At 48.0% G+C, this 21807-nt stretch carries 14 protein-coding genes; 7 read left to right on the top strand and 7 right to left on the bottom strand.

The window, feature by feature from the left end; all coding sequences use genetic code 11:
- From M3P05_RS00150 to glnE, 5 genes are all read right to left on the bottom strand, one after another.
- A complete protein-coding gene (locus M3P05_RS00150; RefSeq protein WP_249697197.1) occupies positions 1 to 1179 on the bottom strand; it encodes a glycosyltransferase family 4 protein in 1179 nt (392 codons plus the stop codon).
- 3 nt (positions 1180 to 1182) lie between these two features.
- A complete protein-coding gene (gene waaC / locus M3P05_RS00145) occupies positions 1183 to 2214 on the bottom strand; it encodes a lipopolysaccharide heptosyltransferase I (protein ID WP_249697196.1) in 1032 nt (343 codons plus the stop codon).
- Positions 2204 to 3265: a lipopolysaccharide heptosyltransferase II gene (gene waaF / locus M3P05_RS00140; RefSeq protein ID WP_249697195.1), complete on the bottom strand. Its 1062-nt coding sequence runs from the start codon at positions 3263 to 3265 to the stop codon at positions 2204 to 2206. The genes waaC and waaF overlap by 11 nt, the downstream gene beginning before the upstream one ends.
- A gap of 395 nt (positions 3266 to 3660) precedes the next feature.
- On the bottom strand, positions 3661 to 4605 hold the full coding sequence (locus M3P05_RS00135) for a branched-chain amino acid transaminase (RefSeq protein ID WP_249697194.1): 945 nt from the start codon (positions 4603 to 4605) through the stop codon (positions 3661 to 3663).
- A gap of 209 nt (positions 4606 to 4814) precedes the next feature.
- A complete protein-coding gene (glnE, locus tag M3P05_RS00130) occupies positions 4815 to 7763 on the bottom strand; it encodes a bifunctional [glutamate--ammonia ligase]-adenylyl-L-tyrosine phosphorylase/[glutamate--ammonia-ligase] adenylyltransferase (RefSeq protein WP_249697192.1) in 2949 nt (982 codons plus the stop codon).
- A 295-nt stretch (positions 7764 to 8058) separates the two neighbouring features.
- Here glnE and aceE point away from each other — a divergent pair, with 295 nt between their 5' ends.
- Together aceE and aceF are read left to right on the top strand one after the other, a co-directional pair.
- Entirely contained in the window at positions 8059 to 10740 is a 2682-nt protein-coding gene (gene aceE / locus M3P05_RS00125; RefSeq protein WP_249697190.1) for a pyruvate dehydrogenase (acetyl-transferring), homodimeric type, read from the top strand.
- Between the two features lie 90 nt (positions 10741 to 10830).
- On the top strand, positions 10831 to 12459 hold the full coding sequence (gene aceF / locus M3P05_RS00120) for a dihydrolipoyllysine-residue acetyltransferase (protein ID WP_249697188.1): 1629 nt from the start codon (positions 10831 to 10833) through the stop codon (positions 12457 to 12459).
- A 547-nt stretch (positions 12460 to 13006) separates the two neighbouring features.
- On the opposite strand, the gene M3P05_RS00115 is transcribed toward aceF, so the two are convergent.
- Complete coding sequence (locus M3P05_RS00115; protein ID WP_249697187.1) at positions 13007 to 14422, bottom strand: WD40 repeat domain-containing protein; 1416 nt, start codon at positions 14420 to 14422, stop codon at positions 13007 to 13009.
- Positions 14423 to 14631: 209 nt separating this feature from the next.
- Between M3P05_RS00115 and pdxH the strand changes: the two genes are divergently transcribed.
- The 3 genes from pdxH (at position 14632) to M3P05_RS00100 (ending at position 19062) form a co-directional block, all read left to right on the top strand.
- Positions 14632 to 15270 (top strand): pyridoxamine 5'-phosphate oxidase, encoded by a 639-nt coding sequence (gene pdxH / locus M3P05_RS00110; protein WP_249697183.1) that lies wholly within the window; start codon positions 14632 to 14634, stop codon positions 15268 to 15270.
- 349 nt (positions 15271 to 15619) lie between these two features.
- The gene (gene fusA / locus M3P05_RS00105) at positions 15620 to 17665 is read left to right on the top strand and encodes an elongation factor G (RefSeq protein WP_249697181.1); all 2046 of its coding nucleotides are present in this window, start codon (positions 15620 to 15622) and stop codon (positions 17663 to 17665) included.
- 1049 nt (positions 17666 to 18714) lie between these two features.
- Complete coding sequence (locus tag M3P05_RS00100) at positions 18715 to 19062, top strand: hypothetical protein (protein ID WP_249697180.1); 348 nt, start codon at positions 18715 to 18717, stop codon at positions 19060 to 19062.
- Positions 19063 to 19075: 13 nt separating this feature from the next.
- Here the strand turns inward: M3P05_RS00100 and M3P05_RS00095 are convergent, their stop codons facing one another.
- Complete coding sequence (locus M3P05_RS00095) at positions 19076 to 19873, bottom strand: hypothetical protein (RefSeq protein ID WP_249697177.1); 798 nt, start codon at positions 19871 to 19873, stop codon at positions 19076 to 19078.
- A 278-nt stretch (positions 19874 to 20151) separates the two neighbouring features.
- On the opposite strand from M3P05_RS00095, the gene M3P05_RS00090 reads away from it, so the two are divergent.
- Entirely contained in the window at positions 20152 to 20835 is a 684-nt protein-coding gene (locus tag M3P05_RS00090) for a zinc metallopeptidase (RefSeq protein ID WP_249697176.1), read from the top strand.
- Between the two features lie 87 nt (positions 20836 to 20922).
- Positions 20923 to 21789: a GNAT family N-acetyltransferase gene (locus tag M3P05_RS00085; protein WP_249697175.1), complete on the top strand. Its 867-nt coding sequence runs from the start codon at positions 20923 to 20925 to the stop codon at positions 21787 to 21789.
- The last annotated feature ends 18 nt before the right edge of the window (positions 21790 to 21807 follow it).

Below are 21807 nucleotides of genomic sequence, written 5' to 3'. Positions count from 1 at the left end.
TTATAGGGTCTCCCTTTCCTGCTGTTGAGTACCTGTTTTCTTCAGGCCTACCTGTTCGATAATTTCCGCTGCCCGCTCTGGCAGACTGTAGATATCTGCAGTATCAGCAAAAGCCAGAGCATTATCCTGCCACTGCTGTTTTTGATCAGAAGCCAGCATAGTGCTGAGACGCTTGTTCAGATCTTCCTGCATAAAGGGAGAGGGAACGACATCACCAGCCTGTGCATCAGTGATGTAGTGTGCATATCCGCAGACATCAGTACACAGCACAGGCAGACCGGCTACAAGTGCTTCCAGAAGTACGGTACCGGTATTTTCGTTGTAAGCAGGGTGCATAAGAAGATCTGCACCAACCAGAAAACGTGGAATATCATCGCGGCCCGAGAAGAAGCTCACCTGCTCTGTAATACCCAGAGTTTTAGCCTGAACCTTGAACTGGCGCGGATCATCCTGACCAATAATAAACAGGCGGGTGCTTTTCCTTTGCTCAGCTGGCAGCCCCTTGATTGCCTGTAAAGCACGGTCGACGCCCTTGGTTTTAAAGCCGGAACCAACCATTAAAACCAGATTTTGATTGTCTTTCACGTCAAACTCTTTTCGAAAATTCTGACGAATACTTTCAGCATCCGCCGGACGCCTGCGATCTCTGGATATACCAGGAGGTAGCAGGTGCAGTCTTTCATCGGGTGTTTTGTAGTGCTGCTGAAAATTGACCTTTTCATTGGCAGAGATCAGAAGTGAAACTGTATCGACATCTTTACCAAAAACAGCTTTCTCATTCTGACTGAAGTGACGGTAACGACGGGTCCAGGTATACCAGCTGCTACGCAGGTTTCGGGCTTTATGTTCAAAACAGGTGTCGGCTGCGTAGTACACATCCAGCCCAGGCATTTTGTTAAAGCCGACAACAAGATCTGCCGGATTCAGTTCCAGCTGCTCCTTTACCCAGTTGTGGAACTGGTTGTTGCGGGTTGGAGCGGTAATGGTTTTCGGATAATTGGTTTTGATCTCAAAACCTTCCGGGATCTTTCCTTTCCATTCCATGGTGTAAACAGTGATGGAATGGCCAAGCTGCTGGCAGCATTTTGCGATACGGAGAAAGTCCCGCTGCAAACCACCAAAAGGAAAATACTTGTAGAGGATAAAGGCCAGGGTTAGAGGCTGTTTCATTGAAGTCATGGACTAAACACCAGCCTCCAATTGTTCCCAAACCAGCTCAGGGGTCATTGGAGCAAAAATTGCGGGATGAACATCGGGAATGCTTCCCGTTTTGTCACAATCATCCAAGGTCAGGTGTTTTTGTTGTTCACCATAGGCTCCAACCAGAACTGGGCTGGTGGGGCCATAAAGGGAAACGGCTGGAATTTCCAATGCGGCAGTTAAATGACCGAGTCCTGTATCAACAGCTACAACTTTTTCGGCTCCGGCAATAATGGAAGCAACCCCTTTCAATGGCATTTTGGGAAGAACCTGAACATTGGGGTTCCCATTTGCTATCAGCTTTGCACGCTCATGTTCTTTATCGTTACCCCAGGGCAGGCAGACAATATAACCGGCTTCAGTCGCCTTTTTAGCCAGCTGGCACCAGTAAGTGTCAGGCCAGTGTTTATCAACCCATGTTGTGCCATGAACAAACACCAGATAAGGCTCTTTCGGACGCAGCCCTTCACTGTCAGAAAACTTTTCTGCAGCCAGTTGGAAGTGACCTTTCTCTTCCGGGCAGGGGTAACCAAGAGCTTTGGCAAACAACTGACGAACACGCTCAACGGCATGCTGGCCTTTGGCTACAGCGACAGGGTTTGTATAGAACTTCGCAGCTAGAGGCTCGCGGGCTGAGTCTTTATCCAGACCATAAACCGACGCATCAAGCCCTCGGGTCAAAAGAGCGCTTTTCAGAAGTCCCTGTGCATCAATAACAAGATCATACTTTCGGGCTTTCAAATCTTTTCGAAAGTTTGCCCACTCTCCGCTTCGCCAGGTTTGAACAATATTCTTGCGCCAGCGACGAATAGCGACAGGGATAATCTTATCAACGGCAGGATGCCAGGAAGGAATTTCAGAAAAGCTTTCTTCAACAACCCAGTCGAACTTGATACTAGGAATCGCTTTTGTGGCATCGGTAATCGCCGGGAGAGTATGAATGACATCTCCCAGAGAACTGGTTTTTACTATCAACACCCGCTTTGGCAATACGTGCATCGGCTTACTGCTCATTCAAAGCCTCATCAGTATTGATATCAATTAATTTGCCATCCAGTTTATCCAGAGCATTAATAGCCAGCTCTGGTTTTAAATCATTCAGGCAGTTCAGGTGTCCAAGAGGACATTCACGCTTAAAACAGGGGCTGCAATCCAGACCCAGGCGAAGAATCTTGTGATTGTCGTTTAGCGGAGGAGTAAAACCGGGAGACGTTGATCCATAAATCACTGCGAGGTTACGCCCCAGCGCAGCAGCAATATGCATCAGACCGGAATCATTGCTGACAACAGCATCGGCACAGGAAAGCAGGTCGATAGCTTCAGCAAGACTGGTCTGTCCCGCCAGGTTATGAACAGAGCTTTTATGCTCGTCACTAATAAATCCCGCAAGAGTCTCGTTACCCGGGCGATCTTTTTCTGAACCAAACAGCCAGACTTGCCAACCCTCCTCGAGCTTTTTCTGGGCAACAGCTGCATAGTGTTTTTCTGGCCACTTTTTGGCCGGACCGAATTCAGCGCCGGGGCAGAGAGCAAGCACTGGTTTGTCACTGGTTAGCTGGAAACGGCTACGAGCTGCATCACGGTTCTCTATATTGGCTTCCATATGAGGCCGGGGAAGCTCTTCAGGAAGTGCCTGCCCCTTGGGAAAAGCCAGAGCAATAAAACGCTCAACCATCAGCGGGTAGCGCTCTTTATCAAGAGGTCGCAGGTCATTGAGCAGACCATAGCGCATCTCACCACGCCAGCCGGTGCGTTTGGGAATTTTTGCCCAGAAAGGAACCAGGGAAGACTTTAATGAGTTAGGCAGAACCATGGCTTGATCGTACTGTTCAGATATCAGGCTTTTACCCAGCTGCCTGCGGGTGCCAAGATCAAGTTTTCCGTGGCCGAGAGGCATATCCAGGCCTTTACGAACTTCCGGCATGCGTTCAAGCAGTGGTGCACTCCAGGCTGGAGCCAGCACATCAATAATTGCCTCAGGATCCTGTTGCTTGAGAGTGATGAACAGCGTCTGTGCCATCACCATATCGCCAACCCAGGAGGGGCCAATAATCAGGTACTTCACTATTCTCGTTTAGCCTTCTTTCGTTCTGCTTTCCGGGCTGATAGAGCACGCTACCGCCCGTCAGGTTAACGCTGCTTGGAGCGCCCCGGTTCAGGCGGCAACCCGATCTGCTGAATATTAAACATGCTCGCTTCTAACGAGGAATGATTCAGTAAACCGGCTTAATTCTGTTTTTGAAAATAAAATGCAAAAATTAATAAAACAGCCATGAGCGGAAAATACCGCTCCCCCCAAAGCCATGAAGACAGCTTTATGCTGACAGCGATATTTTCATGGTGAAGGAGTGGCGCAAATTATACGCCACTTTGAATATGCAGGATTGCTTTGAGTTGCTGAATTGTGTGGTTATCTGCCACACAATTGTTGCGTTTTGTACGGTAATCTTATCAATTCGGCTATCTGGCCGGAGTCAGCCACTCGGGCCATTGTTCCCGCCGTCCTTTCACCTGCTCGAAATACATGGTCTGTAGCTTTTCTGTAATCGGTCCACGCTTTCCACTGCCAATCGCCCGGCCATCGTGTTCCCGGATAGGCAGAACCTCGGCAGCAGTTCCGGTAAAGAACGCCTCTTCAGCAACATAGACTTCATCGCGGGTGATCCGCTTTTCCCGAACTTCAAGACCCAGTTCATTGGCAAAGCGAATAATGGTATCCCGGGTGATTCCCTCAAGGCAGGATGTCAGTTCAGGCGTGTAAATGATGCCATCGTCTTTGACGATAAAGATATTTTCACCGCTGCCTTCTGCAACATAACCTTCGTTATCCAGCAGGAGTGCTTCTTCGCAGCCACTGTCGAGAGCTTCTTTCAGGGCCAGCATGGAGTTGATGTAGTTGCCATTTGCCTTGGCTTTGCACATGGTGATATTGACGTGGTGACGAGTGTACGACGACGTACGGATTTTAATGCCCAGCTCTTTGGCTTCCGGGGACATATAGGAAGGCCATTCCCAGGCAGCAACGATACAGTGTGTTTTCAGATTTTCGGCACGCAGGCCCATTCCTTCTGAGCCATAGAAGCACATTGGGCGAAGATAAGCTTCAGAAAGGTTGTTTTCCCGTACGACAGTCTTTTGCGCTTCAGAAATCACATCCTTGGTCCATGGCATTTTCATGCCAAGGATATGGGCGCTGCGGAACAGGCGATCAGTATGTTCCTGCAGGCGAAAAATGCATGGGCCACTTCTTCCCAGCTCTGGGCAGTCAGTCGCATAGGCCCGGACACCCTCAAATACACCAAGACCATAGTGTAGAGTGTGTGTCAAAACATGGGTTTTGGCTTCACGCCAGGGAACCAGTTCACCATCAAACCAGATTACGCCATCACGATCGGCGAAAGACATAGGGTGCTCCTGTCAATTCATCATTATTTTGTTCGCTAAACGGGTTCCCTTTGTCATTTGTTCGGAGGTCTATCCCGTTTCAGGACGCTTTCGGTTTTTCGCGACCTAAAAGCCTTTCAGTCGCTTGTGACAACTGGTGCAGGCCTGTGCTGGTTCAGATCATTATACATCTAGCAGCAAAGGCCTATTGCACCATATTCTGCCTGTTCTTAACAGGGGACGTTACAGGGAACATCATCCTGCATAATGTGATTCCAGAGCTGAATGACAGTCTGTCGCTGCTTATGCATTTTATCTCCCCTGATCTTGCTACTTTGATTCTGTAGTGCAGCCTTATGCAGCTTTTTGCGGTAGGACTGGTAAGCCTCATTCATGACAACAGCATCTTCATGGGAGAGAAGCCCTGCATGTTCCAGATCTTCCAATATGCGAATGTTGTCGCTCCAGCGCGTTAAAGAAGGATGATCGTGAGACCAGGCCAGTACTGCGTACTGCACCAGGAATTCGATATCGACAATACCGCCACGGTCATGTTTCAGGTGAAACTCGCCTTTTGAGTCCCAGGCTTCTTCAGATGTTCCTGCCTTGGTTGCTTTGGTTCCCAGGCTTTTTGCCATCTTTTCCCGCATTTCCCTGACTTCATCCAGCAATTTGCCCTGTTCCCGCTTATTTGAAAGGATATTGGCTCTTACTGATTCGAACTGTTGGGCCAGAGATGGGTCACCAGCAACAACCCGCGCTCTTACAAGAGCCTGATGCTCCCAGGTCCAGGCCTCTTTGTTCTGATACTTTTCAAATGCGGTCAGCGAAGACACCAGCAGCCCGGAGTTGCCAGAAGGCCGTAGCCGCATATCGACTTCATACAGCTGGCCTGAAATAGTGCTGGTGTCAAGCATATGCACAATCCGCTGACCAAGGCGGGTAAAAAACATGCTGTTTTCCAATGGCTTTTCACCAGAGGTCATCTTCCGGGAGTTACCGTTATGGATAAACACCAGATCCAGATCGGAACCAGGCCCCATTTCTATTCCGCCCAGCTTCCCGTAACCGACAATAAGGAACCCCGGAGGATTGTCGCCTTCATCAAAAGAAGGCTCGCCATGTTTGGCTGCAAGCTGCTTCCAGGCAATATCCAGAACTGCACGCAGAATAGACTCGGCTGTCCAGGTCAGGTAGTCGCTCTCCTTCATCAGAGGCATTTTTCCAGCGACCTGTGCGGCTGCGACCCGCAGCATATGAGACATCCGGAAGTAACGCAGGGATTCCATCTGGGTTTCCAGATCATCCTCCGGAATATGCGCCAGCTGCTGGCGCAGTTCATCTTCCAGCTCGTTTTTCTCAGGGGGAGAATAGAGACTGCCAAGGTTAAGGAACTCATCCAACAGTGCGGGATGGCGGGCAATCTGATCTGTGATCATTGGGCTGGCGGCACAAAGAGAAACCAGGTGTTCCAGAGCTCCGGGGTTTTCAATCAACAGGACCAGATAAGCTGTCCTGCGCAGAACGGCTTCAACAATCGTCAGAACCCTGAGTAGAGCCTGATCAGGGTTGTCCTCCCTGAGAACAGCCTGCAGCAGCCGGGGCATAAACTGATCAATGCGTTCCGTGCTTTGTCTGCGGGCTGTTTTCAGAACTTTTCCATCGCGCAAGACCAGCAGTCTCTGGTGAACATCTACCGGTGACTGAAAACCCATGCGTTCCAGAAGTGCCAGCTCTTCTTCTGACGGTAACTGGGAAGACCAGAAAGAGTCCCACTCTTCCAGATTTGAGTCTTCTTTCTGCTCAGTATCATCGTTCTCGGAAATAATGGCTTCGAAGTGTTGGCTGACTTTGTCGCGGATGACATTCAGGTGATCCAGGAAACCGGTTTCACTATCAAAGCCCATAATCCACGACAGTTTTTGCAAATCGTCTTCTGAAGATGGCAGTGTCTGTGTCTGACGGTCAGCAACGGCTTGAAGAGCATGTTCAAGATTACGGAGGAACTCATTGGCTTCACGCAAATCCTGACAAATCTGAGATGGCAGGTATTGAGAGGATCCAAGGTGCTCTAGCACTTCCAGCAAAGGTCTCTTTTGCAAAGAGCGATCCCGTCCTCCATGAATCAACTGGAAGCTTTGCACAACAAACTCAATTTCCCGGATACCGCCATGGCCGAGCTTGATATTGTTCTGCAGGCTGCGTCTGGCAACTTCCCGCTGGATCATCCGCTTCATATCGCGCAGTGCGGAGATAGCACCGAAGTCGATATAGCGCCGGTAAACAAAGGGGCGCAGCATATCCATCAATTCCTGGCCGTCTGCCTTGTCCCCGGTAATAACCCGGGCCTTGATCATGGCGTAACGTTCCCAGTCCCGACCCTGGTCCTGATAATACTGCTCCATGGCGGAGAAACTGAGAGCCAGTGCCCCGCTCTGCCCGTAAGGGCGCAGACGCATATCGACTCGGAATACAAATCCGTCCACAGTCTGGGAATCAAGAACCTTTATCAGCCGCTGACCCAGACGAATAAAAAATTCCTGGTTGGTCAGGGTTCTTGGGGCACCCTGGGTTTCCCCTTTGCTGGGGTAACAGAAGATCAGGTCAATATCTGATGACAGGTTGAGCTCTCTGGCACCCAGCTTGCCCATGCCCAGTACAGTGATATGTTGCTGGCGAAGAGGGCCACCATCTTCTGATCCCATGGGGGTGCCGATGGTTTTGCAGCAATCTTCATAAAGCCAGTCGCAGGCCTGTTTGATGCAGCTGTCAGCCAGAGATGTTACATCTGTCGTGGTTTCCGTCATGGGTACCAAGCGGTTGAGATCACGAAAAATTGTCCGCATCTGCTGCTTCCGTCTAAACTGGCGAAGCAGACTCATCAGCATTTCTTCAGAGTCACACCCATCCAGAAGCTGCGTTAACTCATGATCCAGCTCATTTTCCTCAAAGCTTTTATAGAGAGCGCCGCTACCAATTAATGAGAGGAGAACTTCCGGCTTTGTCTGACATAAATCCCATACATAGTCACTGCCAACCCAACACCGTTGAATCTGTTCCCAAGTGTCGGGTGTTAGCGCCATAAAAGTAGATTTCTCATCATCTGAGAGCTTTTCGAGGAATATCTGGTGTCGCTGGCTGGCAAGTTTCTGGATGAGTTCAGGCTTGGCGGCTGTCATGGTGCCCTCTGGAATCGTTCTTACTTATGGCTGGGCCGGGGAGCCTGCCGGACAGGCTCTAAGAGTGCCAGTGTACCGGAAATGACAGCATTTGGTGATGGTGAAAAAGTGGAGCAAAAATCACAAATGTAGAAAAGTTACAGAATTTGTTGAATTTGGTGTTGCGCGAGCTGTTATTTATGTAGGAAAATTACATACATAAATGCAGGGCTGCCGGTTTAGGTGATTGGCCGGGGTGGCTTTTGCGTACAATCTTTCCATGTATACTGATTTGATTCAGTGCCGGGGACCCATAATGCAGCGCGATATTGATCCTGTCGAGACTCAAGAGTGGCTTGACGCTCTGGAAGCTGTGCTGGAAGCAGAAGGTGAAGAGCGGGTACATTACCTGCTGACCCGTCTTGCCCGCCGAGCCAGCAAACGTGGAACTCAGTTGCCTTACGCAATTACCACGCCTTACCGAAACACCATTCCCTCCTCCAAAGAAGCCAGAATGCCTGGTGATCTGTTTATGGAGCGGAAAATTCGTTCTCTGGTGCGCTGGAACGCACTGGCAATGGTAATGAAAGCCAACCTGAAAGAAGGTGATCTCGGTGGTCACATTTCCTCGTTTGCTTCCAGTGCCACCCTGTACGATATCGGTTACAACTATTTCTTCCACGGTCCTGACAGTGATCGTGATGGTGATCTGGTTTACTACCAGGGCCATACCGCGCCAGGCATCTATGCCCGCGCTTATCTGGAAGGTCGACTGACTGAAGATCAGCTGGATGGATTCCGTACTGAGGTTGATGGAAAAGGTCTGCCCTCCTACCCACACCCCTGGCTGATGCCTGACTTCTGGCAGTTCCCAACTGTATCCATGGGTCTTGGCCCGCTGCAGGCGATTTATCAGGCTCACTTTATGAAATACCTGATCAACCGCGGCATGATGCCCGAGCAGAAGCGTAAGGTCTGGGCCTTCCTGGGGGATGGTGAGATGGATGAGCCGGAATCCCTGGGGGCAATCTCCCTGGCTGGCCGAGAGCATCTTGATAACCTGGTCTTCGTGGTTAACTGCAACCTGCAGCGCCTGGATGGTCCGGTTCGCGGTAACGGTAAGATTATCCAGGAACTGGAAGGTGTCTTCCGTGGTGCTGGCTGGAACGTGATCAAGGTTGTCTGGGGACGTCACTGGGATCGCCTGTTTGCCGAAGACAAAGATGGCATGATGCAGCAGCTGATGGACGAAGCGGTTGATGGTGATTATCAGAACTGCAAGAACAAAGGCGGTGCCTGGACCCGTGAAAACTTCTTTGGTCGTTATCCTGAAACCAAAAAGATGGTTGAAGGTCTGACGGATGATGATATCTGGCATCTGAACCGCGGTGGTCACGACCCTTACAAGGTGTTTGCAGCCTACAATGCAGCAGTAAACCATACTGGCCAGCCAACTGTTATTCTGGCCAAAACCGTTAAAGGTTACGGTACCGGTGCAACTGCTGAAGCTGCCAACGTCAGCCACAGTGTGAAGAAGCTGCCTATTGAAGACCTGAAGCAGTTCCGTGACCGCTTCGATCTGCCAATCAAAGATGAAGACCTGAAAGATCTGCCTTACTACAAGCCGGATCACGACAGCCCTGAAATGGTCTACATGCGTCGTCGTCGTGAGAAACTGGGTGGCTTTATTCCCCAGCGTCGCACGAATACTGATGTTCACCTGCCGATTCCTGAACTGTCTGCCTTTGATGCAGTTCTGAAAGGTAGCGGTGATCGTAAGATCTCTACTACCATGGCCTTTAACCGTATTCTCGGTGCCTTGGTGAAAGATAAGAACCTGGCCAAGCACATTGTTCCGATTATTCCTGACGAAGCCCGTACTTTCGGTATGGAAGGTATGTTCCGTCAACTGGGCATCTACTCTGCCTCTGGTCAGAAGTACGAGCCTCAGGATGCTGATCAGGTGATGTTCTACAAGGAAACCGAGAACGGTCAGATTCTGGAAGAAGGTATCAACGAAGCAGGTGCCCACGCAGCATGGATTGCAGCTGCAACGTCCTACAGTAATAACAATATCCCGATGATTCCGTTCTATGCCTTCTACTCCATGTTCGGATTCCAGCGGACAGGTGATCTGGCATGGGCTGCCGGTGATATTCAGGCCCGCGGCTTTATGATTGGTGCAACTTCTGGTCGTACAACACTGAACGGTGAAGGCCTGCAGCATCAGGACGGTCATAGCCATATTCTGGCAAGTACTGTTCCTAACTGCATCAGCTATGACCCGACTTACGGTTACGAGCTGGCGGTGATTATTCAGGACGGTCTGCGTCGTATGTATGGTGAACAGGAAAATGTTTACTACTACATCACTACCATGAACGAGAACTACCAGCAGCCTGCCATGCCTGAGCGTGAAGGGGTGCAGGAAGGTATCCTGAAAGGTCTGTATCTGTTCGAGCAGGGTGAAGAAAAAGACAGTTCCAACAGCCCTGAGCCCAAATTGAAAGTGCAGCTGATGGGTAGTGGCACCATACTTGAGGAAGTACGTGCTGCCGCTGATATCCTGCGCAACCAATTTAACGTTGAATCCGATATCTGGAGCGCAACCAGCTTTAATGAGCTGCGCCGCGATGGCCTGGAAACCAGCCGCTGGAACATGCTGCATCCTGATCAGGAAGCTCGCAAGACCTGGGTTGAGCAGCAGCTTGAAGGTGCAAAAGGTCCGGTTATTGTTGCCACAGACTATATGAAGCTCTACGCCGACCAGATTCGTGACTTTGTACCAAGCACATACATTACTCTGGGTACCGATGGCTTTGGTCGCTCTGATACCCGTGAAAACCTGCGTCGCTTCTTCGAAGTGGATCGTAACTTTATTGCTCTGGCTGCACTTCAGGGGCTGGTCAGGGATGGTGAGCTGGAGGCATCTGTGCTTCCTGAAGCAATCAAAATTCTGGGAATTGACCCAGAGAAAGTCACTCCCCTGAACAGCTGATAGCTGGCTGAAGTAAACGAAACAGAACAGGATCTGAAGCCGGGCTGGTGGGAATATCTCATCAGCCCGGCCGGACCGAAGGCTAAGAATATGGCAGAAGCATTAATCAAGGTTCCGGATATCGGTGGTGAAGGCGCAGAAGTCATCGAGATCAATGTCGCTCCTGGCGACACTGTCGATACCGAAGATACCGTTATTACTCTTGAGTCAGATAAAGCAACCATGGAAATTCCGGCAACACGCGCCGGTACTGTTGCTGCAATTCTGGTAAACATTGGCGACACCGTTAAAGACGGCGACGATATGCTGCGAATGGATATCGCTGCTGAAGGTGCTGCCTCTGAAGAGCCGACAAGTGAACCTGCTCCCGCAGAAACTGTTGTAGAAGAGACTGCACCTGTTGCTGCTGCTCCTGCTCAGTCTGCAGAAATTGAAGTTTATGTACCGGATATCGGTGCAGAGAACGTTGAAGTTATTGAGATATCTGTCAGCGTCGGCGATACCGTTGAAGTAGACGACACTTTGCTTGCGCTGGAGTCTGATAAAGCCACCATGGATATTCCTGCCGCCAGTGCAGGTAAAATCACAGGTATTAAAGTAAGCATTGGCGACAAGGTGAATCAGGGTGACCTGATCTTCACTATGGAAGTCGCTGGTGCTGAGGCTCCTGCTGCTCCTGCTGTTGAGGAAGTTGTGGAAGCAGAAGAAGAACCTTCCCGCGATATTCCCCCACCTGCAGCTCTGGTTGATCGCACAGGTCATGCCCACAAGGCTGTCAGCGTAGAAGATATGAAACCAGCTCTGCCCGGTCTGGTTCATGCAGGTCCGGCGGTTCGAAAGATTTCCCGTGAGTTTGGTGTTGATCTGACGTTGGTTAAGGGAACTGGTCCGAAAGGTCGTATCCTGAAGGAAGATGTGCAGACGTTTGTGAAAGAACGTTTGACCAGACCTGTGGCTGCTAAAGGTAGTGTGACTGCCGCCAACGGTATTCCAGAGATTCCCGAAATCGACTTTGGTCAGTGGGGCGATGTTGTTGTTGAAGAACTCAACCGCCTGCGTCAGGTAGCGGCAAAGAACTTCCAACGCAGCTGGCTCAACATTCCACATGTGACCCAGCACGATGATGCCGATATCACTGAACTGGAAGCATTCCGCAAGGCACAGAAGGCCGTTGCTGAAGCTCGCGGCACTCGGCTGACTCCTTTGCCCTTCCTGCTGAAGGCTGCGGCTTATGCTCTGAGAGAGATGCCTCAGTTCTGCGCGTCACTGTCTCCAGATGGCAAATCCCGCATTCTGAAGAACTATGTTCACATCGGTATTGCGGTTGATACACCGGATGGCCTGATGGTACCGGTGATCAAGGATGTTGATCGTAAAGGTCTTTGGGAGCTGGCTGTTGAGTGTGCGGAAATGGCCGAGAAAGCCCGCACCAAGAAGCTGAAGCCTGAAGAAATGAAAGGTGGCTGCTTCACAATTTCCAGCCTGGGTTCCATTGGTGGAACCTACTTCACTCCGATTGTGAACTCTCCGGAAGTTGCAATTCTGGGTGTATCCAAGGCGGATATGAAACCTCGCTGGAATGGCAATGAGTTTGAACCTCGTCTGATGCTTCCGCTGTCACTGTCGTACGACCACCGTGCTATTAATGGTGCGGAAGCTGCCAAGTTTACGGTACTGCTTTCTACTCTGCTGGGTGATATCAGAAAGCTGCTTCTGTAGTTTTAAATAAGAAAAGAAAGGAGCCATTAAGGCTCCTTTTTAGTGGGTTTCGAACGGATTGTTTTAAAGAATGTGTGGATAATATTTTGTGGGCATCCATGCCCCTGACCTCTGTCGTACCACTCCAGTGATCTTCTTACTCAGCTATCAGGTATGTCATCCTGCTTCACCACAAAAAAGCATCCTGTAAAACAATCGGTTCATTTGCCTTTATCATAATTATTGGTTGGCTGCAGTCAGACAATTATTTTTTGTCTGACTGCACCATTTAATACGCAGTTCGCAAGCCATAACAAACTAAGTGCTGAAAAAACAATTGGTTAGCTGGTTTTAAAGTTCAATTAATAATTCTTGTACAGGTCATGTGTTACGATGTTTCATTAATAAAGCGGTAACACCTTTCTCAGGGTAACAAATTTAAAAAAGTAACAAGGTTTACATACGCTTTATTTGGAATTGGATAGCACAAATTTAATTCTATATGTCTTTCTCTGACAGGCTCTGATGGACGGGGATGGGTAATAGCGGCTTAAGGCTTTTCAGGAAATTATTCCACATGCAAGGGGTAGATCTGGATTGGTTCATCATCAGGTGGGGAATATACCAGATATTCATAGTCAGGAGTGACCCAAATATTTTTTATTTTATTTTCAATAGGTTCAATAGGTTCAATAGGTTCAGTCTGGCATTTCAGCTCCAGCAAAAGCTGTTCAGTAGCTATATTCCACAGCCGGATGAATCCATCACTATATCCGGCAATCAGCATCTGATCATCCGGTGTGATTTTTATCACAGAAACCAGGGAATCTCCTGAGGGAAATCGGACTTTCAAGATTTCAAGAAAAATATTATAACCAGAAATGTTGCCTGCTTTAGAGCAATACAGGGTTTTACCATCATTGCTGATCACCATAGGTAATGTGCAATTTGTAAAATAAGATTGACAAGTAACTCCCCCTTCGTAAAAACATGAGATTCCCTTAGTATGTGCAATAGTAATCCAGTGATTGGATATATTTACACTGAAGAAGTCTGGTGTCGCAAGATAGGAAAAATTCCTGGTTTCCCCTGTGACAAAGTCAGCTTTGTACGCACTTTTGTAAGTGGCAAATAATATGTGTGTGTTGTCGATGAAATATAGGTTAATGAGTCCCGTATTCTTTAGAGGAGTCTGGTAGATAATGAGACTGTTTTTCCAGTCAATTACTTGTACGACACCTTCTTTAATTAGGAATACCGCCATAAATTTCCCACCAGGAGACATTATTCCAGAGAGTTTATGAATGCTTCCATCAAGATATTTTGGAAAAATAAAAGTTCTGCTGTCAAAATCATAAATAGCGAGAGAGAAAGAGGGGTTCTCCTTGGAATAAAAAACAGCTGTTAATAATGTGTTGTTACGAGTCAAATCTACTCTGGCTATATACCCAATATTGCGCTGTATTCCGGCAGAAAAGTCAATTTGAAATGTTTGCTCTGGATTTGCCACGCTATGTATTTTGACAATGCCATTTTTGTGGCCGGTAATAATCCATTGTCCATTATGGCTGATAGTTACGCAGCCCTTGTTATCGGTAGCTGGTAATAGCCTGTGTTCTGATGGCTTTGTTCGTACACATTTGAGCAGTCTTTTATTGGTCTGTTTTGACGGCGTTATCCCACTATTTTGGCTCTGTAAAGTAAATGGGTGGGTACTCTCATCCCTTTGCATAGGTCCAGCCTGATATTGAAGCATATCGCCTTCATTAATTTTTTGAGGGAGCGGCAGTTTTGGAGGGGGAACGCATAATTTTAATTCTTCGGGTTCAGCGGCAAATTTAGCCCAATCAGAGTAGCGAGGAGGGGGATGAGAAGCCTGTTTTGATAATCCGCCGCCTGCATAGGCATCATCAAAAAATCCATGAAAGAGTACAGCGATAACGGCATAAAATGGAATTGACCCTCTAATGATGCTTTTCATCATGACGATGGTAAAAGCTTTGCCGTATGGTGATATGACATACTTTCCACCTGCAGCTTTAAAGCGGGAAAGAATATTTTAGACATTTTTTAAACATGTCGTGTTCTTCTAGTGATCTGTGAAAAAACTGATCCTGTCATCTGAATCTTTATTCCACAAAGCATGAGTGCCATTATTGACGGCTGTTTGAATGCATTGAGTGAAAGTCTGTTATGGATCTAAGTGCCCTTCGTGAAGAATATACCCGTGATGGTCTGAGGCGGGAGGATCTCACCGATGATCCTATCCAACAGTTTACAAAGTGGTTTGAGCAGGCTCAGGAAGTTGATATCCATGAACCCAATGCCATGAGTCTGGCAACAGTGGCTGAAGACGGGCAACCCAGCCTTCGGACAGTATTGCTGAAATACTTTGACGAATCAGGGTTCTCACTCTTCACCAATTACACCAGCGCCAAGGCTCACGAAATTGAGAAAAACCCAAAGGTTGCCTTGATGTTTTTCTGGTTGCCTCTGGAGCGTCAGGTCATTATCCGTGGCGAAGCCGAGAAGCTCGGTAAAGCCGAGACCATGAAATATTTCCTGAGCCGCCCTCATGGCAGCCAGTTAGGTGCATGGTGCTCCCATCAGAGCAGCGTAATTACCGGCCGTAAAATGCTGGAATTAAAATTCGATGAAATGAAGCGTAAATTTAAAAAGGGAGAGGTTCCTGTTCCCTCCTTTTGGGGAGGTTACCGCGTACGTCCCACGAAAATCGAATTCTGGCAGGGGCGCCCAAGCCGTTTGCATGACCGGTTCCTTTATAAGCTGCAGGATGATTCTTCTTGGGATATTGAGCGACTGGCACCCTGATTACTTACCCTCTGGCTTCTGATTTGTGTCAGAAGCCTTCTGTTTCTTTCCTCACTTCCTATTGACCGGGAACAATTTATCCAGATTGCGGCATCTTTATACTGAAGTCAGTACAAACCGAATATCAACTTTTCCTGTCTAATAAATGCACAGCAAGTGAGCTGTCAATAAAAACGTTTGAGAGAGCGAACGCGACCCTCGAACAGCCGAACAGGATCAAAGCTCCTGAACGGATAACACAAGGGTTGTGTTCATAGAGCCATGATTGAACAGGTCGCTTTTTGTACCCTGGGGGGATGAAAAGGGATTTTCATGGCGAATAGAAAACAATCCCAACAGGAGGGAAGTGATGGCCGGCTATCAAAGCGACCGCATTCGCAATATTGCCTTGCTTGGCCACGCAGGCAGTGGCAAAACTACACTCTGTGAAATGCTTCTACATAAAGTTGGCGTTTCGGGAGCGCCCGGGAGTATTGAAGGGCGAAACACAGTATCAGACTACTCCGACCTGGAAAAAGACACTGGTCATTCACTTGAAACCTCCCTCCTCCACCTTCCCTATAAATCATCCTGTATAAACCTTCTCGACACACCAGGAACAGCAGATCTTTTTGGGCGTGCGATCTCGGCACTGCCTGCAGTAGAAACAGTTGCGATAGTTGTTAACGCCAAACATGGTGTTGAAATCGTTACCCGTGCCGCATGGGAAAAATTAAAAGAACGCCATAAGTGCGCGCTGGTGATCGTGAACCAGATTGATGAAGCTTCTGACTGTGAAGGCATTCTTGAAGAAATTCAGGACGTGCTCGGTCAGGAGTGCCTGCCAGTTAACCTGCCAACTTCTGATGGCCAGGTAGTTGACTGTTACTTTACTGCTGATGACAGCGCACAAACGGCCTTTGGATCTGTCGATGAAGCCCACAGTAACCTGGTGGATCAGGTTGTTGAGGTGGATGATGATTTGATGGAGCTTTATCTCGAACAGGGAGAAAGCATCACTGTTGAGCAGCTTCATGAACCTTTGGAAAAAGCTCTGCGGGAAAATCACCTGATTCCTGTCTGCTTCACCTCTGCAATAACCGGCGCAGGTGTGGATAATTTGCTGAAGGTGATGAATGAGCTGATGCCAACACCGGCAGAAGGCAATCCTCCCCTGTTTCTGAAAGGTGAGGGCGAGGAAGCAGAGGAAGTCAGTGTTGTGCCTGATGCTGATGCCCATGTTATTGCCCATGTATTCAAACTGTCTCTTGATCCTTTCATGGGCAAGATGGGCATGTTCCGTATCCATCAGGGCACTGTTCGTAACGGCAGTCAGCTCTATATTGGTGATGGCAGAAAACCCCTGCGTATTACTCACCTGAATAAACTTCAGGGTAAAGAGCATATTGCTGTTGATGAAGCTGGCCCGGGAGATATCTGCGCTATTGCGAAAGCAGATAACCTCTATTTTGATGCCGTTCTTCATGACTCCCATGAGGAAGACAACTTCCATCTGAAAACTCTGCAATTCCCTGATCCCATGGCCAGCACGGCTGTCAGCCCATTGCATCAGGGTGATGAACAGAAGATGTCAGACGTTCTGCAGAAGATGGCGGCCGAAGATCCCAGTCTGAAAATTGAGTTCCGTGAGCGCCAGAATGAAACGGTTCTGATGGGTATTGGTGATATTCATCTGAAAGCCGTGCTCGACAAGATGGAGCATGTTTTCAACATGCATGTTGCTACAGCTGAACCAAGCATTCCCTATCGCGAGACAATCACCAAACCTTCGGAAGGACATCACCGTCATAAGAAACAGAATGGTGGTGCCGGTCAGTTTGGTGAAGTTTTCCTGAAGATTGAGCCTCTTGAGCGCGGAGCAGGTTTTGAGTTTGTCGATGCTGTTGTTGGCGGAGTGATTCCTGGCCCATTTATTCCTGCTGTGGAAAAAGGCGTCAGGGAAGCTTATGACCAGGGCGGGATTGCCGGATTCCAGATGCAGGATGTCAGGGTAACTGTTTATGACGGCAAGCATCACCCTGTTGACTCAAAGGAAATTGCTTTTGTGACTGCCGGACGCAAAGCGTTTATTGAAGCTGTGCAACAGGCAGGGCCAAAGATTCTGGAACCACATGTCGCAATTGTCATCCATGTTCCTGCTCAATGCATGGGAGATATCACCGGTGATCTGGCCAGTATTCGGGGTCTGGTAACCGGAACGGATGCCTGTCCGGATGGTTCTCTGGATATTCAGGCAACAGCACCATTATCCAGTGTGGGTGATTACAGCAACAAGCTGAAAGCAATGACGGGAGGTGAAGGAACCTACTCCATGAAGTTCAGCCATTACGAAGCAGTCATTCCTGCTGTACAGAAAGAACTGATTAACCAGTGGAAGCACCCGAACGAGGAGTAACTGCTCTTCCGGCTCTTTAAAAATATTCACACCTTGTTAAGGCTCTTCTTGAAGAGCCTTTTTTATCCACATGAAAGACTCCACATGTTATACGGTGGGTATGAACGCATTACTAACGGCTTACTAACGAATGGCTAACATTTTTCTGTGGATAACTTTATGGTTAAAAATTATGCACAAAAGCTGTGTATATCCCGTTGAATAGCTTGTGATTTTGCTTTTAAAAGCTGTTGACAAACGCTGGAAGCCTGTAGCTAAGGGCCTGTGTGTAAAGTCTGTCTGTTTTTTGTACAGCCTAAAAATAAAGCGACTCCCTGTGGAATATTCAAATGGAAGATTAGGAGTGAAAGTTATCCTCAGGTTTAAGGATGAACTTAAAAGGAAAAGTAAAAACTGATGAAACCCTTGCAGAATAAGGGTTTACTTGAGTTATCAACAGAGAATGATTAGTGACTTATTCCGGGATTATTCAAGGGGACAAATACAAAGAATTCTTTTGCTGTGGATAATGCAAGGCGTACCCAGGTAGTGAATAAGCTACTGGATAAAGTGTGAAAGAAAAATAAAGAAAAGTGCAACCGGAGACCGGTTGCACACAAGTTACTCTACAAGCGGATTACTTTACTGGCTGAGCAAGTACACTGTGTATCTTCCCTGTTCCAGCCTTCGTCCATGTTGTGTTGCATGGTTCAGAAGAACCAGATAGCGCGTAAAATAATCAACTTGTTGCCCGTCATTATTATTTTTATATGGGCTAGGGAGTAAGCATTTTTATTTTTATTGTGACCTGATAAATGCTCAGGATGTGCCAGAAAATATAAAATCGAATAAAAACAAAGGGATAAAAGTAAATAAGGAGTGATAACAAAGCACCGGTGTACAGCTCTTTAAGGAAAGCTGTTACTGCCGGCAACAGGTTGGTAACAGTGGGCAGGCAGGAGTAACAGCCCATCGTCCAAATTGGGTTGTACACTGAAATTGTTAATACGCTGTCAACGAATCATCACGACCTGGAAATTCTGGTTAATGGAATAATGTAGGAGTCCGCCATGTTTCGGAAACATATCAAGTCTTTTACAACTGGTTTCGTAGCCCTGGTACTTGCAGGTAGTGTCTCTGCATCACCAATAGCACCTGACGCCAGCGGAATGCAGAGAGTCATACATAAAGGTGGTTCGGTCATCACCGGAAACTATATTGCACCGGTCAATGACAAGGTTGAGGGATCAGTCTCTGTCTATAACCTGTTTTCACTGGAAACCGAGTCGTGCGGAATTCTGGATTTTCAGGCTGGTATGATCGGGGTCATTTGCACAAACTGCCAGCAGAACACAGCTGTGCTGAAAGGTTGCACAATTCCCCGAACAAATATTGGCTGGAAGCTTTCGAATGGTTAATTGTCAACGCAGCCTAGTTCAATAACTCGACCCGAAGCTGAATCTGGCCGGATTTTCGGCTGGCATCTGAACTACGCACCACCAGTCCACTCTGACTGGTGGTTGATTTGCTATCCGTATCCCCAATCGTGATCCATTGACCGACAGGTCCACTGATCTGGGTTGCCAGGTGTTTGGTGGCGATTCTGTTTTGTTGGTGCTGATCATTGGTCTGGTTAATATCGAGAACAACATTGCTCCCCACCAGCCTTGCAGTCACATAAAAGCCTTTATTGGCAGGTTTAAATTCGGTTACAACTTCTCTCTGTCCTGATGCATTAATCCGATAGCTGTGTACTGGAACCGACTCACCAACTGCCACATAGGCGGGCATTCCTTCTGTAGCTCTTACAGATTGCTGTTGTTTCTCAGTACTGAGGGCATCACTGTTGCGGATAACAACATTCCCATTCTGTACACTGCTGCCTACCTGAACTTTGTCATTTGCAAAAGTGCCAGACGCCGTAACCCCGGATTGATGATTGTTAGAAGAATGGGGAGTGCGCACACTGATTAAGAACTGTCGGGCAGGCTTATCAATCTGCTGAAGAAGCTGTTCAACATCGGTCTTTTCTTCCGGTGTTACTTTCAGAATAAGCTGGTTGCCATGGGACGTAACCGTAGCGTCCTCCGGAAGAATGGCTAACACCGGCGGCAACACCTGCTCCGGAAGTGAATAATTTAACGGCAGAACCACTATCTCGCGTTCTGCTGCATGCGCAAGAGTCATGGCAAGGCAAGATGCTGTCAGGATAAGACGCCAGAATTTCATTTTTCATCCTCTATCAACGTTGTCTAGTTTGCGCCTGTGAAGCCGAGTTGTTAAGGAACTCTTAAATAACAAACTCGACTTTATAGTGAGTTATCGCTTTGTATCGAGTAATTACTGGAGAGAGGGAAACAGCCCTTAGACAGCTGCAAATATCTGGGATGAATAACCAGGATGCTTGAACTAATGCTGTCAGTTTTGGCGGCATTAAAACCAATATTTTGCTTTTCTTCTGGTAAGCTTTCCAATAATCGAAAGAGCCATCTTACAGGGGAGTGCAGATGGTCATTGTTATCCCGTTTATAGCCATTATTCTGCTGGTTTTCGGGCCCCAGGTCTGGGTGCGTTTTACCATGAAACGATTTGGTGGTGATCGCCCGGATCTTCAGGGAACAGGGGGAGAGCTGGCACAGCACCTGATAGAACGCTTTGAGCTTGAGGGAGTGACTGTCCAGAAAGGCGGGCCGGGTGAAGACTATTACAACCCGGAAGACAAGCTGGTTTCCCTGTCACCGGAAAACTACGATGGCCGTTCAGTGACAGCCGTCGCTGTTTCGACCCATGAAGTGGGACATGCACTGCAGCATAAGGAACAGCACCCGGGATTTATGCTCCGGCAGAGACGTATTAAAACAGCTATTACCATTGAACGCTTCAGCGCCATCGCGTTGATGATATCTCCAGTAATTTTCTTGATTACCCGTGTTCCCCAAAGTACGTTGTTAACTGTGGCGATTGGGGCTTCCGGTATGCTGGCTGCCGTTTGGGTGCAATTGGTTAATCTTCCGGTTGAAATGGATGCCAGCTTTAAAAAAGCGCTGCCTATTCTGGAAGAGGGCTATTTAACAGAACAGGATATGCATGGTGCCAGGAAGGTTCTTAAAGCTGCCGCCTGGACGTATGTTGCAGGAGCCATGGCCAGTCTCCTTAATTTAGGCCGCTGGATAGCCATCCTGCGACGTTAAAAAAATGTCGTATTTTTGTAGTAGAGCAAAATTAACGATCAACTGATCTGTATAATCCATTCCTTTAAATTGACGTGAATTGTAGTCATGTCCCAAAAAATGCTCATTCGTAATGTGTGGGATGATGAATTCGAACTGCTGACGGAGTGGTTTGCAAAAGCAGACTGGAACCCCGGGCTGGCAGATATCAAGGTCGCCTGTAAATCAAAGACGGGGCTTTTTTATATCGGGGTTCTCGATGGAAAGCCTGTTGCCTGTCTTTCAGCACATATTTATGAGTACAGTTTTGCCTTTATCGGATATTTCCATATCGCAGATCCTGAACTGAGAGGTAAAGGGTACGGTTATCAGATCTGGAAACATGTATTTGAGGATTTGAACCGAATTGGCGTACGGCTTATGGGGCTGGATGCAGACCCTTTACGGCTGCATAAATACAGGAAACACGGATTCGAAGAGTCTCATTACAACAGACGCTATCACTATCGGGTTAAAGGATCTGAGCAGTTAAGGGACAGGGTTGTCACTCGTCCTCCCGAATCGATGGAACTGACTGCATTCGACGCTCACTATGTAAAAGAGTCTCGTGGTTGTTTTATACACCAATGGCTTGATCTGGATGTTGGTCGTCGGCATCTTTGTATGCGCAACTCGCGCGGACAGCTACGTGGATATGGTGTGCTTCGTGAAGCGGCGGAGGGGTATCGGGTTGGCCCTTTGTATGCCCAGACTGTGGTTGATGCCAAAGATCTGATGGAAGGCCTCTGTTGTCAGCTTTATGCCGGTACATCTGTGTATATCGATATCCCAGACAATAATCTAAACCGACGGAAATTTATTAATCACTTCAAGCTCGAACCAACAGGGCATGAGTGGGTAAGGATGTATTATGGAAAACCACCGGAAATTCCAACAGATGAAGTTTACGGCGTTTGTTCAGTAGAAATGGGCTAGAAATCTTCGTTAATGGAC

The sequence above is a fragment of the Parendozoicomonas callyspongiae genome (assembly GCF_023502345.1).
Classification (GTDB): domain Bacteria; phylum Pseudomonadota; class Gammaproteobacteria; order Pseudomonadales; family Endozoicomonadaceae; genus Sansalvadorimonas; species Sansalvadorimonas callyspongiae.
This window is presented reverse-complemented; position numbering and strand designations above follow the sequence as displayed.